Origin of the sequence: Lutibacter sp. B1, from assembly GCF_012524075.1 — a bacterium.
Classification (GTDB): Bacteria; Bacteroidota; Bacteroidia; order Flavobacteriales; family Flavobacteriaceae; genus Lutibacter.
Map to the genome: position 1 here is coordinate 57,254 of NZ_JAAZUI010000020.1, position 15,417 is coordinate 72,670.

The window sequence follows — 15,417 nt, forward strand, 5'->3', positions numbered from 1 at the left end:
ATGGATTATGTAATTATACTTATAGCTGCTGTATTTGTTAATAATATTGTACTATCTCAATTTTTAGGAATTTGTCCTTTTTTAGGTGTTTCTAATAAAGTTTCAACATCGGTTGGTATGTCTGGTGCGGTATTGTTTGTTATGACTATTGCAACAACAGTAACCTATTTGTTACATCAATATGTATTAATCCCTACAGGTTTAGATTATTTAAGAACCATTACTTTTATATTAGTAATTGCCGCTTTGGTGCAAATGGTCGAAATTATTTTGAAAAAAGTGAGTCCGCCATTATATCAGGCATTAGGTGTATTTTTACCGTTAATAACTACTAACTGTGCGGTTTTAGGTGTTGCTATTTTAGCTTTAGGATTAGATAATGGAAGCTTGTTAAAAGCTGTATTTTTTGCAATTTCTAACTCATTAGGTTTTGGATTGGCATTAATAGTGTTTGCAAGTATTCGTGAACATTTAGAACTGGCTAATATTCCGGAACCCATGAAAGGAGTACCAATTAATTTACTAGTAGCCGGACTTTTATCATTAGCTTTTTTAGGATTTACAGGTTTAGTGTAAAATATACTGAGATAGAGTGTGTTATTTCAAAATAACTCACTATCTTTGCGCACTCAAATTAATAACCAAGGTCGAGAACCTTAAAAATTAAAACAAAATGCCAGTAAAAATTAGATTACAAAGACACGGTAAAAAAGGAAAACCATTCTATTGGATAGTAGCAGCAGATGCACGCTCAAAAAGAGATGGTAAGTATTTAGAAAAAATTGGGACTTATAATCCTAATACAAACCCGGCTTCTATTGATTTAGATGTTGATGGTGCCGTAAAATGGTTACAAAATGGTGCACAACCAACTGATACTGCAAAAGCAATTTTATCTTATAAAGGTGCTATGCTAAAAAATCATTTAGCAGGAGGTGTTAGAAAAGGTGCTTTAACTGAAGAGCAAGCTGAAGAAAAATTCCAAGCTTGGTTAGATGAAAAAACAGCTAAAATAAATGCTAAAAAAGAAGGTTTAACAAAAGTTGAAGCTGAGGCTAAAGCAAAAATTTTAGAAGCAGAAGCTAAAATAAATGAAGAACGTTTAGCTGCTGTTAAAGAAGCTGAAGAAGCTGCGATTAAAGCTGAAGCTGACGCAAAAGCTGCTGCAAAAGCTGCAGAAGAAGTAGTTGCTGAAGAAGCTCCTGAAACAATTGATGACGCACAAGCTGCTGCTTCAGAAGAAGGAAAAACAGAGTAATTTCTCTCTCGATAATGCGTAAAAAAGATTGTTTTTATTTAGGCAAAATCGTAAGGAAACATAGTTTTAAAGGTGATGTTGTTGCTAAATTAGACACAGACGAACCTGAACTTTATACAAATTTGGAATCAGTATTTATTGCTTTAAGTAATAATCTGGTTCCTTTTTTTATTGAAAAAAGTTTACTTCAAAAAGGAAATCAATTACGTATTAAATTTGAAGATATTGAAAGTGAAGATGATGCAGATGCTATTATGGGAGCAGAATTGTATTTGCCGCTTGAATTTTTGCCAAAACTTACGGGAAATAAATTTTATTTTCACGAAATAATTAATTTTGATATAGAAGATGTTAATTACGGACCAATAGGTGTAATTGTTGGTGTAAATGACTCATCTGCTCAACCTTTGTTTGAAATAAATGCCAACGGGAAAGATGTTTTTATTCCAATGATTGATGATTTTATTAAAAAAGTTGATAGAGATAACAAAAAAGTCATTGTTGAAACTCCTGAAGGATTAATAGATTTATATCTAAATAATTAAGATGTTTGGTGGCTGAGCGGAGTTGAAGCCATAATTAAGTGTGATATGTTACTTTAGTTGTGTAATATTTTAATCGCATTAAAATAGAGAGGTGGCCGAGTGGTCGAAGGCGCACGCCTGGAAAGTGTGTATACGCCAAAAGCGTATCGAGGGTTCGAATCCCTTCCTCTCTGCTAAAAAATTAAATAGTGATAAAATTTATCACATTTAACATTAAACTTTACCTAAAAATAATATTAAATAATTAATCAAAAATATTATTTATCATTATATTATTTAACTTGCCAATCAAATCAAAATCAATAACTTTATCTACATCAAAAAAAATATTTATAATACAGTATAGTATTGTTGTAAAATTTTGTAAACTACTAATAATAAACAGATTATATGGAAACTCCAACTAGTGAATTACTCCAAAAAGAAGGGCTTGATAAAATAAAAGACGATTACCAATATCTCATATTATTATTTAAAGAAATGTTAGTGTCTATTGGAGAAAAGGATTTAGCTGATGGATTACCAATTAACAACTTTTCTGTTAAAAGAACTAAGGAGTACTCTAATGCGAAATTTACACAAGCTATAGGAATGTGTTTTGAGTTATTAAATTTGGTTGAAGAAAATGCGGCAACTCAATACCGCAGAAAATCAGAAACTCAATTAGGTATAAAATCTACAAAAGGGTCTTGGGGTTATACTTTAAATCAGTGGAAGACAGCTGGTATAAATGAAAAAAAAATTGCTGAAAAATTAAGAGAAATTAAAGTTGTACCTGTGTTAACAGCTCACCCAACAGAGGCAAAAAGATTAACCGTTATCGATATTCACAGAGAATTATATCTGTTATTAGTAAAAAAAGAAAACCCAAATTGGTCAACTTCTGAACGTTCTCTATTAAAACAAGAAATTATAAGTTTAATGGAGCGTTGGTGGAGAACTGGAGAAATTTATCTTGAAAAGCCTCGTCTTGAAGATGAAAGAAATAACTTGATGCATTACTTTAGCAATGTTTTTCCGGAAGCAGTTAAATTAACGGACCAACGTTTAAAAGATGCTTGGAAAGAAATGGAGTTTTCAAGTGAATTATTAGAATGGCCAGAACATTTTCCTTTAATTCAATTTGGAAGTTGGGTTGGCGGTGATAGAGATGGTCACCCATTTGTTACGCCAGAGTTTACAGCTTCTACTTTACGATTACATCGTAAATTAATATTGGAAATGATTGAAAAACAGTTAGTTGGTTTGGCTGCAAAACTAAGTTTTTCAAGCTACCAAATTTCAATTCCACAAGAGTTCTTGAATGAAATTCAAGAGAAAGCCATTTTATTTAGAACTAAAGGTAAAAAAGCTGTAAATAGAAATCCGTCTGAACCATTACGTCAGTTTATAAATTTATTGTTGATTCGATTAAATAATACAATTAAAGATAATGATACCTTAGGAGAAGAAGGTTATTTTAAATCTGCCACTATTTTAGCAAATGAACTTAAAAAATTAAGGCAGTTATTAATTGATTTAGGTGCAGCTCAAATTGCAAAACAATGGTTATTCCCTATTGAAAGATTAGTACAATGTTTTGGTTTTCATTTAACCAAGCTTGATATTAGACAAAATAGTGCTTATCACGAAAAAGCTATTAGCCAAATTTTGGAAACTTCAGGATTTAGTGATTTTGACTATGTTAATTGGACTGAAGATAAACGATTGGCTTTTCTAAATAAAGAATTAAAAAGTAAACGACCATTTTTAGTAGCAGGAGCGTCTTGTGGAAAAGAAGCCGATAATGTTCTTGGTTACTTGCATGAAATAAAAAACTATATAGACTTATATGGAACTGATGGTATTGGGTCTATAATTGTGAGTATGACACGCAGTTTAAGTGATTTACTAGTAGTGTTCTTGTTACTTAGGGAAGTTGGACTGCAAGATGCAGATCTTACAGTAGCCCCACTTTTAGAAACTGTTGACGATTTAATTGCCGGACCTGAAATTTTAGCAGCTTTCTTACAACATCCAATTCTTCAAAAAAAGCGTATGCAAAAAGATAACTTTACTCAAGAGGTAATGTTAGGTTATAGTGATAGTAATAAAGATGGTGGTATATTAACAAGTCGTTGGAATATTTATAAAGCAGAAGAAAACCTTACCAAAGTTGCTAAAGAACTCAATGTAAAATTGTGCTTTTTTCACGGTAGAGGAGGAACTATTAGTAGAGGTGGAGGTAAAATTCATCGATTTTTAGACAGTATGCCTCCGGGTTCTATGAGTGGGCAAATTAAAATGACTGTTCAAGGGGAAACCATAGCCAATTTATTTGCGAACCGACTTACAGCTACGTATAATTTAGAAATGTTTGTAGCAGGAACGGCAAGACAAGCAATGATTGAGGAACCCGAAATTAAAGACGAGCAACGTTATAAAATAATGGACCAAATAGTTGATTTTACTAGAGATACATATAGAAAATTACTTGATCATCCAAACTTTATAGAATTTTACACCGCTGTAACTCCAATTGACGTGTTAGAGCAAAGTAAAATCGGATCTAGACCGGTACGCAGAACCGGTCAACGTAGTTTAGAAGATCTTCGCTCAATTCCGTGGGTATTTAGTTGGAATCAATCCAGATTCAATATAAGCGGATGGTTTGGAACAGGAACTGCCTTAGAAGCGTTTCAAAATCAGTATCCAAACGATTTTGAACAATTAAAACAATTAGCCAACAATTGGCCTTTCTTAAAATACAGCCTTATTCAAATAGAAACAAACGTATTGAATTCAGATAGTGAAATAATGAATTCATTTGCTGAATTTGTGGAAAATCCGGAAGTGAAACAAGAGTTAATGCAATTAATTATACCCGATTATGAAAATTGCTTATATAAAATTGAAGAAATTATGGGTGCTTCTGTTGAAATTAGACGAATTTCTCAATTGGAAAACAATAGGTTAAGAAATAACTCTTTAAAAGCATTGCATGAAATTCAAATAGAGTATCTTAAAAAATGGAGAACTATTAAAGAAAGTAATTCTGAGGAAAGTGATAAATATCTATTAGATTTGTTATTGTTAGTTAACGCTATTTCAGGAGGTTTAAAAGGTACAGGATAATTTTATACTAATAATTTATGCTTAAACCATTTAAATTCAAACAATTTAGTATTCAGCAAGATAAAACGGCTATGAAAGTTGGTACCGATGGTGTTTTATTGGGTTCTTGGGTTGAAATTAATTCTACTATTTTTAATGTGTTAGATATTGGCTCAGGAACCGGATTAATAGCATTAATGTTAGCTCAAAGAAGTAATGCTGAAGTTATTGATGCTATAGAATTAAATGATGAAGCCTATGAGCAAACAGTAGAGAATTTTGAGAATAGTGAATGGAGTGATAGGCTTTTTTGTTATCATGCTTCTTTTCAGGAATTTGTTACCGAGATTGATGATAAATACGAGCTTATTGTTTCAAATCCGCCATTTTATACTTCAACCTATAAAGAACTCTCGGAAGAAAGAGCTATGGCTCGCCATAGTCAAAGTTTAAAATACAATGAATTATTGGAAGGTACAGCTAAGCTGATATCTGAAAAAGGTTCATGTGCATTTATAATTCCTTATACAGAAGAAACTAATTTTATAGATTTAGCTATGCAGCATAAACTTTATCTTAATAGAATTACCAAAGTTAAAGGAACTGTAAATTCACCAATTAAAAGAAGTTTAATGCAATTTTCATTTTCTCCAAATCAACTGGAAGAAAGTGAATTGACAATTGAACTGGAGCGTCACAATTATACTCAAGAATATATTGATTTAGTAAAAGATTTTTATTTAAAAATGTAGGTACCTTATTATGAAATCACATTATTTGGATTATAACCTAAATAAGGTACAGTTTTCTCTTTAAAAATAATTCCGTATTCTTTTAATTCTTTTAAAATAGGCTCATACACTTCTTTTTTTATTGGAAGTTGAACTCCCGGTGTAGTAATTTCTCCATTCAATATTTTTAATGTGGCCATGGCTAAAGGTAAACCTACCGTTTTTGCCATGGCGGTATAAGTTTGATTGTCGCCAATACAAACCATACTGCTTTCAATTTGCTGTTTTTTACCATTTAGTTCGTAACCAAAAAGATGTTGCATTACTATCATATCTTTATCATCTTCTTTTAAAGTCCAACTGTCTTTTAGTATTTTTTCAAGAATTTGGGCGGGAGTAGCATTTTTTAAACCTACTTTTTTGTTAGGATTAAAAAGATCTAATTCAACCAATTTTTCCCAAATAATATCATCTTGATCTATTTTTAAATAGTAACGTAATTTTAATTCAACAGAATCATTAGGATTATAAGCTAAAAAAGAGTTTGTAAAATCTCTATAACTCATGTTTTCTGAATTTTCCATAGTATAGCTATCGTCCGTCATACCTAATTGCACAAAAATATTCCAAGCTCTTGCAAAACCAACTCGTCTAACAGTGCCTCTGTATAAAGTTAAAATATCATCTAGACCATAAATACTTCTATAGTTTAAAGAGTCTCGGTTTGCATATACTTCGAATTTGCCATAACCATCAATTTTGATAATTTCAGTTCGTCTGAATAGCTTTTGATAAGGTATATATTTGTATGTACCTTCTTGTATAAATTTGGCAGCACCACCATGACCGGCTAAAATTACATTTCTTGGATTCCAGGTAAATTTATAATTCCATAAATTATCATCACTTTCCGGCGCAACTAAACCTCCTGTAAAAGATTCAAAAAGTAACATTTTACCTCCTTTATTTCTAATGGAGTCAATAACTTGCATAGCACTCATATGGTCAATACCGGGATCGAGACCAATCTCATTCATAAAAATGAGGTTGTTTTTAATAGCTTCTTCATTTAAAGATTTCATTTCTTTTGAAATGTACGAAGCAGTTACCATGTTTTTTTTGAAATGCAAACAATCTTTAGCAACACTAAAATGTAAATGTGCCGGAAGCATAGAAATTACAATATCGGAATTTTGTATGGCTTTTTTTCTCTCAACTTCATTAAAAATATCTAAAGATATTGCACTACCATTAAGATGATTTTTAACTTTACTTTTGGCTATTTCTAAAGAAACATCAGCAACAATTATATGTAAGTTTTCAATAGAAGATTTATCTAATAAATAAGATATTAATGATGAAGAAGATTTACCTGCTCCAATTACCAATATTTTTCTCATTGTTGTATTTATCAAGTGTTGGTTTAATTACTAAAATAATAATTTAGTTGGAATAAATTGTTATCCATTAATTATCGTCAAAATTTGTTTCTTCTAGTATTTTTTTAGCTTTCTCATAATCTGAAGCTCTCACTTCAAGTCTATAACCCTCAACATAGGCTGTTCCTATAGAAGTTGCAATGTTTTCATCAAAAATAAAACTGATAATATCATTATTAGCTAATAACGTTTTAGCTATATGAACTTGGTGTATTAAACTAGCAGTTAAAACTGTAACTAGTTGATCTGAATTTTTTTCCATGATCTAATTTTTACTTAAAGATACAAATTATTGGTATTTTAAATGAGATAAAATTTACATTTGTATAATCCAATTTATTTTGAAATGAAAAAAAATTTAGTAATTACTTCTTTATTAGGAGCTTTAACAATAATATTAGGCGCATTTGGTGCGCACGCTTTAAAAGAAACTTTAAGTATTGATCAATTAAAAAGTTTTGAAACAGCTGTAAAATATCAAATGTACCATGTAATAGTACTTCTTATAATTAATATGTATCCAACATTTTCAGAAAAAATAAAAAATATTCTCAGCTATTTATTTTTTGCAGGTATTTTATTTTTCTCAGGTTCAATTTATGCTATAACATTAGGTGTTAATCCAAAAAGTATTTGGTTTATAACTCCAATTGGCGGTTTATTTTTTATTATAGGATGGTTAAAACTTGCCTATTCTTTTTTCAAAAAAGACGATTAATAATATTATATTAATTTAAAAATTTTGTATAGGTAAATAAATTACAATATTTTTATTAAGTAATATTTATTTAATAGCAATTTAAAAATAGGAATATTTTGCTAAAAAGCGAAATCGTTTTAGAAAAAAACAACAAAAAATAAAAATTAATTAAAAGATTGAAAATCAATTATTTAATCGTCAGAAAACGTTTTAGTAAATAGTCTTTTTTTACTGATAAATGTCATAAACATTACATTTTTATTATACGTAAATTTGATGTAAATAATAATTAAAATAACAATCTAAAACACAGAAAATGGAAACCATGAGAAAAACAATCGTAGATTCAGTTGAAGAGTTAGGAATTCTAAATGTGAAAGAAATTGTATACAACCCATCATATGATGAATTATACAAAGATGAATTAGATCCTTCTTTAGAAGGTTTTGAAAAAGGATATTTAACAGAGCTTGGAGCTGTAAATGTAATGACAGGTAAATTTACAGGACGTTCTCCTAAAGATAAATTTATTGTAAAAGATGATGTTACAAAAGATACTTTATGGTGGACATCTGAAAAAGCACCTAATGACAATAAACCAACAACTCAAGAAGTTTGGAATGATTTAAAAGAATTGGTTGTAAATCAATTATCAGGAAAAAAATTATACGTTGTTGATACTTATTGTGGAGCAAATGAAGATACACGATTAAAAGTTCGTTTTATTTGTGAAGTTGCTTGGCAAGCACATTTTGTAAAAAACATGTTTATTCGTCCATCTGAAGAAGAATTGGAAGAATATGGTGAGCCAGATTTTGTTGTGTTAAACGGATCTAAAACAGTTAATACTAAATGGAAAGAACACGGGTTAAACTCTGAAGTGTTTACAGTATTTAACTTAACTGAAAAAATGCAAGTTATTGGAGGTTCTTGGTATGGTGGAGAAATGAAAAAAGGTATGTTTGCAATGATGAATTATTACCTACCATTAAACGGTATGGCTGCAATGCACTGTTCAGCTAATGTTGGTAAAGATGGTGATACCGCAATTTTCTTTGGGTTATCAGGTACAGGTAAAACTACTTTATCAACTGATGCAAGCCGTCAATTAATTGGTGATGATGAGCACGGATGGGATGATGAAGGTATTTTTAACTTTGAAGGTGGATGTTATGCAAAAACTATTAATTTAGATAAAGAATCAGAACCGGAAATATTTGCAGCAATTAAAAAGGATGCATTATTAGAAAATGTAACTGTTGATGAAAATGGAAAAATTGATTTTGATGATAATTCTGTAACTGAAAATACACGTGTATCTTATCCTATTTACCATATTGATAATATTGTAAAACCAGTTTCAAAAGCAGGACCTGCTAAAAAAGTGATTTTCTTATCAGCTGATGCATTTGGTACGTTGCCTCCGGTTTCTAAATTAACTCCAGAGCAAACAAAATATCACTTCTTGTCAGGATTTACAGCTAAATTAGCCGGTACTGAACGTGGAATTACAGAGCCAACTCCAACTTTCTCAGCTTGTTTTGGTGCAGCATTCCTTACTTTACACCCAACTAAATATGGTGAAGAATTAGTGAAAAAAATGGAAGCTAACGGAGCTGAAGCATACTTGGTAAATACAGGTTGGAATGGTACAGGAAAACGTATCTCAATTAAAGATACTCGTGGAATTATCAATGCAATATTAGATGGTTCTATTGAAAAAGCTGAAACTAAACAAATTCCGATTTTCAATTTAGAAGTTCCAACTGCGCTTCCGGGTGTTGATACAAAAATATTAGACCCAAGAGATACTTATGCAGATTCAAAAGAATGGGAAACTAAAGCAACTAAATTAGCAGGTTTATTTATTAAAAACTTTGATAAATACACTGATAATGAAGAAGGTAAAGCATTAGTTGCTGCCGGACCTCAACTTTAATAGATACTTTAACTATAAAAAAGCCGTTCAAAAAAATTGAACGGCTTTTTTTATTTAATAGAACGTGAGTTTGATTTAAAATCATCTAATTATTAATAATTAGATATATTTTTGGCTGATTAAGAATCTGTCATTCCTACGAAAGCAGGAATGGCATAAAACTTAATAAGATTATAAACAGGATAGTCTGTTTTAATTATTAGGACTCACATTAATAGAAGAATCGTTGTTTATACTTGTATTCAACAAATTTAAAATAATTGTATAGTTTATAATTTACATCTAAACCGTAATCTATATTAAAATCATAATCAATTACATTTTCATAAATATTGCTATTGTACCTTGAAGGATTTTGCGCTCTAATATTCCATTCAGTTACATAGCGTTGATTTTTTAGTTCATAATACTCTTGCGAATAAAAATTTGCAGGTTTTGCTATAGTATTTAAATAAGTTTCAAACCCAATATCCATAATAATTATTTCATACTCTAAAGAATCGTTGGCAATTCTTACAGCACCTTCTGCTAGGTTTGTATCGTCTTTTGTTATAGTTTTTGTTGTTGAAGAGCATCCAACAATAAATAACCCAATTGCTAAATAAAATAAAAAATTTTTCATAATTAGGTGTTTTTAAGTACTTTAAAAGTACAAAAACTATTCCAATTTTTAAGTGAAGAAATTTTATTTTACCTTGTAAAAAAAATAGTTACAATGAATAAAACTCGATGTGGTTGGTGTGGTAATGATCCACTTTATATAGAATATCACGATACAGAATGGGGTGTACCTGTTTATAATGATGATAAATTATTTGAATTTTTAATTCTGGAAACTTTTCAAGCAGGATTAAGTTGGATTACCATTTTGCGCAAGCGTGAAAATTTTAGAAAAGCATTCGATAATTTTGATTATAAAAAAATAGCAAATTATAACGATGCTAAATTCGAAGAACTGCTTCAAGATGCCGGAATAATTAGAAATAAATTGAAAATAAAAGCAACCATAACCAATGCAACTGCCTTTATGGAAGTTCAAAAAGAATTTGGTTCATTTTCAAAGTATATTTGGAGTTTTACTAATGGTTTACCTATAAAAAACAATTGGGAAAATTTAAAACAACTTCCTGCAACAACAACACTTTCTGATAGTATCTCAAAAGATTTAAAAAAACGCGGATTTAAATTTGTGGGTTCAACCGTAATATATGCACACATGCAAGCAACAGGTATGATAAATGATCATATTACAAGTTGTTTTAGGTATGATGAAGTATAAAAAAGCAAAAGTTATTTTACCTTTTTTTATTCAATTTATTCAATCGGAATATAAATTTCGGTAACCCATTCTGCCGGGTTTTCAGTATCGTGTGGATTTACAGTATACACTTCAAAAGATTCTCCATTTTCAACAGCTTTCAGCTCTTGCTCTTCAATAGCTTTATATGCTTTTAACCATGCTTCATCAGAAAATTTATAATTTCCTTTAAATATTGTTTTAAATGTTTTTTGAGGTTTTAAAAATCCTGTTAAAACATCTCCGGTTGTTATAATTCGTTCTTTTATAGGAGAACAAACTGAAAACATAGTAGCATTATTTACTACATCCCATTTATGAAATAGCATAAATGGCTTTCCGGACGATTCAATATTATTTTCCGCTACATAATTAATTAGAGTAGTTAACATTTTCCCCATTTTTGTATCAATTTCATCCATTTTGCATGATGTAGTTTGGTACAAATAATAACCACCACCATAATCAACTACGCCTTTAAAATCAAAGGAATGCTTATCCATTTCTTTTAAAATATATTGTTCCAATAATTCCAAACCTCTGTCAAACATAGGCTTCATATTTTTTTCAACACCTCCTTGTGCTAAAAAATAAGCCTTTTCACTAAAAGAATTTTCTCCTCTCATTCCCCAAGTAACATCTGTTCCATCATCAGTTTTATTAAACTCCCAATATACTTCAGGTGAGCTGCCTGTGCCAAAGTTTATTTGTTGGATTATTTCTTTATTTGGGATTAAAGAAATGGTTTTCATAGATCCGTTTCCTTCCTTTCTGGTCCACGTATAAGAAGCCCCAACACCCGATGTTATTTCAGGGTATGAAGCTATAATAGTTGAGTCAATCTCATACCAAGGTCCCCATTCTTTCCAGTTTTTATAATCATTAACATTAGTATAAACAACTTCAACAGGAGCTTTAATTGTTTTAGTGCTTTTAATATCGTAATTACCATCAAGAGTTGCAATATAAATTGATGCGCCAATTATTACGATTAAGAGTAATAAAAATAAATATTTAATAAATTTCATATCTAAAGGATTAACTACTATAAACGTAGTAAATTACTTATTTTTAGTGTAATGAGAAAGTAATTAAAGCGAAAATTGCGATAATCAAGAAAATTGCAATAATAACTATAAAAGTATTTTTATAATATTTTTTATGAATTTTTATGTCTTTTCTATAACTCCAAATCATTAAAATTGTAAATGCAATTACAAAAAAAACAGCAAAAATTAATTGGCCTTTACTAAACATATATAATGTGTATATTTAGCATCAAAAATAAGCAAATTTTAATTATTTGTGATGTAATAAAGTAACTCGATTTGTAAATATTAAGCGTTAAATGAAAAATAAATTAAAAGCAGTACAAGAATTTCATGAAGCCTTCGGTTTAGGAGTTCAATTTAAGCCAACAGCAAAATTAGAAGAGAACAAATTAAAATTACGATTTGATTTAATGGCTGAAGAAAATGAAGAATATTTAGAAGCAGCAAAAAACAACGATATTGTTGAAGTAGCTGATGCATTGGGAGATATGCTCTATATTTTATGTGGTACAATTTTAGAACACGGAATGCAACATAAAATTGAAGAGGTATTTAATGAAATTCAACGAAGCAATATGAGTAAACTTGGAGCTGATGGTAAACCAATATATAGAAAAGATGGAAAAGTTATGAAAGGTCCTAATTATTTTAAACCAAATATTTCAGAAATAATATTTAATAAATCTTAACATTATTTTAAGGTAAAATCATTTATAAAAATCGTTATTTTATAGATTAACTTTTCAAACTTTATTCAAATAATATGAAAATACCAAAAAAAATAGTACTTTATTCTTCAATAGCTGTATTGGCTATTACTGTTTCATGTAAAAAAGACAAACCTGTTGAAGAAGAAAAAATACCTGGAATTATTGTGGAAAACATGGACACAACTGTAAGTCCAACCGATGATTTTTTCAGATATGTTAACGGTAGTTGGTTAGACAAAACCGAAATACCGGCTGACAGAACATCTTGGGGAAGTTTTAATGAACTTAGAAAAAAAACTGACTCCGATGTGTTAACCATTTTAAATGAGGCAATTACAGAAGATAAATTTCCAAAACTAAAAGATGCCGAAGGAAATTTAACTATAGAATCTGACCAAAAAAAAGCAGTTAATTTTTATGAGACTATAATGGATACCGTTGCAAGAAATAAGCAAGGGATTGAGCCTGTTAAACCATTTTTAAATAAAATTGATGCTATTACTAATTTAGACGATTTACAAAAATTATTAATTGAAATGTCACCTTATGGGGGCGTAGGATATTTTAATTTTGCTGTATTCAACGATTTAAAAGACAGTAAAATGAATGCTGGATATATAGCTCCTGCAGGATTAGGATTATCTCGTGATTATTATGTAGACCAAGACGATGATACTAAAGAAAAGCGTCAGAAATACATTGCTCATATAGCCAGAATGTTGCAGTATTTTGGTGATTCGGAAGAAGTTGCAAAAGCAAATGCCGATAAAATTTTTCAATACGAATATAATTTAGCGGAGCCAAGGTTGACAAAAGAAGAAAGTAGAGATACACGTAAATTATACAATCCCAAAACTATTGGAGAGTTATCAGAAATTACTCCTTCTATAAATTGGGAAAATTATTTTGAAGGAATTGGCGTAACCGATATAGATAAGGTTATTGTTATGCAACCTCAATACATGGAGGCAGTTGAGAAAATTCTAACATCAAGCTCAATAGAAGATGTTAAATTATACTTACGTTGGACTGCTATTGACAGAGCAGCAGGGAAGTTAAGTGATGAGATTGAAATAGCAAATTGGGAGTTTTATGGTAAAGAGTTAACTGGAGCAAAACAACAAAGACCAAGAGATGAAAGAGCTCTTTCATCGATAAATGGAGTTATAGGAGAAGCTTTAGGTAAGTTATATGTAGATAAAAAATTTCCGCCGGAAGCTAAGGCAAAAGCTGAAGAAATGATTAAAAATGTAATGCTTGGTTTTGAAAAACGCATCAATGCTTTAGATTGGATGAGTGCTGAAACTAAAATAAAAGCCTTAGAAAAATTGCATAAAATGACTGTTAAAATTGCATATCCTGATAAATGGAAAGATTATTCTGCTTTAGAAGTTAAAAGTGTTGAAGATGGAGGTTCATATTTTCAAAACTCTTTAAATGCCACTAAATGGAATTTTAAAAAAGATATTGATAAATTGGGCAAGCCTGTTGACAGAACAGAATGGGGTATGGCTCCACAAATTGTAAATGCTTATTTCAATCCTGTAAATAACGAGATTGTTTTCCCGGCAGCTATTTTACAACCACCTTTTTATAATTATACAGCTGATGAAGCGGTAAATTATGGAGGAATTGGAGCAGTAATTGGACACGAAATTTCTCATAGTTTTGATGATCAAGGTTCCAGATTTGATGCTGAAGGAAATTTGTCTAATTGGTGGACAGATGAAGATTCTGAAAAATTCGCTGTACTAGGAAAAAAATTGGCAGATCAATACAGTGCTGTTGAAGCATTGGAAGGTGTTCATTTAAATGGAGAATTTACTTTAGGTGAAAATATTGGAGATTTGGGAGGCGTAAATGCTGCTTACGAAGGCTTACAAATTTTCTTTGAACAAAATGGAAAACCTGAAGATATTGATGGATTTACTGCTGAACAACGCTTTTTTATGTCGTGGGGAACAATTTGGAGAACCAAAATGCGTGATGATGCTATGCGTAATCTAATTAAAACAAATCCACATGCTCCGGGAATGTACAGAGCTTATATGCCTTTGAAAAATGTTGATGCATTTTACACAGCATTTAATATTGCTGAAGGAGATAAAATGTATTTAAATCCGGATGATAGAGTTAAAATTTGGTGACACTGTTTCACAAAGTGTGTAAGTATAAAATATCGAGGGTTTAGCTAATTATAGCTGGACCCTTTTTTCAAATATGACAAGGAACTGATTTAGGATAATGCCCCAATTTTGGATTGGCATTGACCATTTTTTTGTTGCTTCTCTCAAAGCCAAATATACGGATTTCATTACAGATTGATCAGATGGGAATGAAAGTTTGTTTTTGGTGTACTTTCGGATTTTCCCATTCAGATTCTCAATAATGTTCGTTGTGTAGATTATTTTTCTGATTTCCAGGGGAAATTCAAAAAATACGGTCAGGTCTTCCCAATTGTCTTTCCAGCTTTTAATGGCGTAGGAATATTTATCTTCCCATGCGGCTGCAAAATCGTCCAGAGCGGCCCTGGCGGCTTCTTTTGTGGGTGCATTGTAAATATGTTTCATATCCCTTGTAAATGCTTTTTTGTCTTTCCAAACAACGTACCTGCTGGCGTTTCGGATTTGATGGACCACACAAATCTGGGTTT

Annotated in this window: 15 protein-coding genes and 1 tRNA gene; 11 read left to right on the forward strand and 5 right to left on the reverse strand. The window is 30.5% G+C overall.

Going from position 1 to position 15,417, the window contains the following annotated elements; all coding sequences use genetic code 11:
* The 6 genes from HGB55_RS11855 (at position 1) to HGB55_RS11880 (ending at position 5,648) form a co-directional block, all read left to right on the forward strand.
* On the forward strand, positions 1-576 hold the full coding sequence (locus HGB55_RS11855; protein ID WP_168817112.1) for an electron transport complex protein RnfA: 576 nt from the start codon (positions 1-3) through the stop codon (positions 574-576).
* A 97-nt stretch (positions 577-673) separates the two neighbouring features.
* Positions 674-1,258 (forward strand): 30S ribosomal protein S16, encoded by a 585-nt coding sequence (locus tag HGB55_RS11860; protein ID WP_168817113.1) that lies wholly within the window; start codon positions 674-676, stop codon positions 1,256-1,258.
* 14 nt (positions 1,259-1,272) lie between these two features.
* Entirely contained in the window at positions 1,273-1,803 is a 531-nt protein-coding gene (gene rimM, locus HGB55_RS11865) for a ribosome maturation factor RimM (protein ID WP_168817114.1), read from the forward strand.
* A gap of 85 nt (positions 1,804-1,888) precedes the next feature.
* Positions 1,889-1,976, forward strand: a tRNA-Ser gene (locus HGB55_RS11870).
* A 217-nt stretch (positions 1,977-2,193) separates the two neighbouring features.
* Entirely contained in the window at positions 2,194-4,917 is a 2,724-nt protein-coding gene (locus HGB55_RS11875) for a phosphoenolpyruvate carboxylase (protein WP_168817115.1), read from the forward strand.
* Between the two features lie 17 nt (positions 4,918-4,934).
* Entirely contained in the window at positions 4,935-5,648 is a 714-nt protein-coding gene (locus HGB55_RS11880) for a tRNA1(Val) (adenine(37)-N6)-methyltransferase (RefSeq protein ID WP_168817116.1), read from the forward strand.
* Positions 5,649-5,656: 8 nt separating this feature from the next.
* Here HGB55_RS11880 and HGB55_RS11885 read toward each other — a convergent pair whose 3' ends face one another.
* Together HGB55_RS11885 and HGB55_RS11890 are read right to left on the reverse strand one after the other, a co-directional pair.
* A complete protein-coding gene (locus HGB55_RS11885) occupies positions 5,657-7,027 on the reverse strand; it encodes a saccharopine dehydrogenase family protein (RefSeq protein ID WP_168817117.1) in 1,371 nt (456 codons plus the stop codon).
* 67 nt (positions 7,028-7,094) lie between these two features.
* Positions 7,095-7,328: a DUF2007 domain-containing protein gene (locus tag HGB55_RS11890; protein WP_168817118.1), complete on the reverse strand. Its 234-nt coding sequence runs from the start codon at positions 7,326-7,328 to the stop codon at positions 7,095-7,097.
* Between the two features lie 84 nt (positions 7,329-7,412).
* On the opposite strand from HGB55_RS11890, the gene HGB55_RS11895 reads away from it, so the two are divergent.
* Together HGB55_RS11895 and pckA are read left to right on the forward strand one after the other, a co-directional pair.
* The gene (locus HGB55_RS11895; protein WP_168817119.1) at positions 7,413-7,784 is read left to right on the forward strand and encodes a DUF423 domain-containing protein; all 372 of its coding nucleotides are present in this window, start codon (positions 7,413-7,415) and stop codon (positions 7,782-7,784) included.
* Between the two features lie 307 nt (positions 7,785-8,091).
* The gene (gene pckA, locus HGB55_RS11900) at positions 8,092-9,705 is read left to right on the forward strand and encodes a phosphoenolpyruvate carboxykinase (ATP) (protein WP_371807820.1); all 1,614 of its coding nucleotides are present in this window, start codon (positions 8,092-8,094) and stop codon (positions 9,703-9,705) included.
* Positions 9,706-9,916: 211 nt separating this feature from the next.
* On the opposite strand, the gene HGB55_RS11905 is transcribed toward pckA, so the two are convergent.
* Positions 9,917-10,327: a DUF6146 family protein gene (locus HGB55_RS11905; RefSeq protein ID WP_168817121.1), complete on the reverse strand. Its 411-nt coding sequence runs from the start codon at positions 10,325-10,327 to the stop codon at positions 9,917-9,919.
* A 93-nt stretch (positions 10,328-10,420) separates the two neighbouring features.
* On the opposite strand from HGB55_RS11905, the gene HGB55_RS11910 reads away from it, so the two are divergent.
* Positions 10,421-10,984 carry a DNA-3-methyladenine glycosylase I gene (locus tag HGB55_RS11910; protein WP_168817122.1) on the forward strand — a complete coding sequence of 188 codons (564 nt, stop codon included), beginning with the start codon at positions 10,421-10,423 and terminating at the stop codon, positions 10,982-10,984.
* A gap of 35 nt (positions 10,985-11,019) precedes the next feature.
* Here the strand turns inward: HGB55_RS11910 and HGB55_RS11915 are convergent, their stop codons facing one another.
* On the reverse strand, positions 11,020-12,030 hold the full coding sequence (locus HGB55_RS11915; protein WP_168817123.1) for an SRPBCC family protein: 1,011 nt from the start codon (positions 12,028-12,030) through the stop codon (positions 11,020-11,022).
* Between the two features lie 320 nt (positions 12,031-12,350).
* On the opposite strand from HGB55_RS11915, the gene HGB55_RS11925 reads away from it, so the two are divergent.
* Positions 12,351-12,743 carry a nucleoside triphosphate pyrophosphohydrolase family protein gene (locus tag HGB55_RS11925; RefSeq protein WP_168817125.1) on the forward strand — a complete coding sequence of 131 codons (393 nt, stop codon included), beginning with the start codon at positions 12,351-12,353 and terminating at the stop codon, positions 12,741-12,743.
* Positions 12,744-12,817: 74 nt separating this feature from the next.
* Positions 12,818-14,911 (forward strand): M13 family metallopeptidase, encoded by a 2,094-nt coding sequence (locus HGB55_RS11930; protein WP_168817126.1) that lies wholly within the window; start codon positions 12,818-12,820, stop codon positions 14,909-14,911.
* A 48-nt stretch (positions 14,912-14,959) separates the two neighbouring features.
* Here HGB55_RS11930 and HGB55_RS11935 read toward each other — a convergent pair.
* The coding region (locus HGB55_RS11935) for a transposase (RefSeq protein ID WP_168816532.1) at positions 14,960-15,417 on the reverse strand (458 nt) is incomplete at its 5' end.

Excerpts from the sequence above, each read along its gene's own strand:
- HGB55_RS11855 (WP_168817112.1), top strand. The coding sequence starts at position 1 with ATGGATTATGTAATTATACTTATAGCTGCTGTATTTGTTAATAATATT.
- HGB55_RS11860 (WP_168817113.1), top strand. The coding sequence starts at position 674 with ATGCCAGTAAAAATTAGATTACAAAGACACGGTAAAAAAGGAAAACCA.
- rimM (WP_168817114.1), top strand. The coding sequence starts at position 1,273 with ATGCGTAAAAAAGATTGTTTTTATTTAGGCAAAATCGTAAGGAAACAT.
- HGB55_RS11875 (WP_168817115.1), top strand. The coding sequence starts at position 2,194 with ATGGAAACTCCAACTAGTGAATTACTCCAAAAAGAAGGGCTTGATAAA.
- HGB55_RS11880 (WP_168817116.1), top strand. The coding sequence starts at position 4,935 with ATGCTTAAACCATTTAAATTCAAACAATTTAGTATTCAGCAAGATAAA.
- HGB55_RS11885 (WP_168817117.1), bottom strand. The coding sequence starts at position 7,027 with ATGAGAAAAATATTGGTAATTGGAGCAGGTAAATCTTCTTCATCATTA.
- HGB55_RS11890 (WP_168817118.1), bottom strand. The coding sequence starts at position 7,328 with ATGGAAAAAAATTCAGATCAACTAGTTACAGTTTTAACTGCTAGTTTA.
- HGB55_RS11895 (WP_168817119.1), top strand. The coding sequence starts at position 7,413 with ATGAAAAAAAATTTAGTAATTACTTCTTTATTAGGAGCTTTAACAATA.
- pckA (WP_371807820.1), top strand. The coding sequence starts at position 8,092 with ATGAGAAAAACAATCGTAGATTCAGTTGAAGAGTTAGGAATTCTAAAT.
- HGB55_RS11905 (WP_168817121.1), bottom strand. The coding sequence starts at position 10,327 with ATGAAAAATTTTTTATTTTATTTAGCAATTGGGTTATTTATTGTTGGA.
- HGB55_RS11910 (WP_168817122.1), top strand. The coding sequence starts at position 10,421 with ATGAATAAAACTCGATGTGGTTGGTGTGGTAATGATCCACTTTATATA.
- HGB55_RS11915 (WP_168817123.1), bottom strand. The coding sequence starts at position 12,030 with ATGAAATTTATTAAATATTTATTTTTATTACTCTTAATCGTAATAATT.
- HGB55_RS11925 (WP_168817125.1), top strand. The coding sequence starts at position 12,351 with ATGAAAAATAAATTAAAAGCAGTACAAGAATTTCATGAAGCCTTCGGT.
- HGB55_RS11930 (WP_168817126.1), top strand. The coding sequence starts at position 12,818 with ATGAAAATACCAAAAAAAATAGTACTTTATTCTTCAATAGCTGTATTG.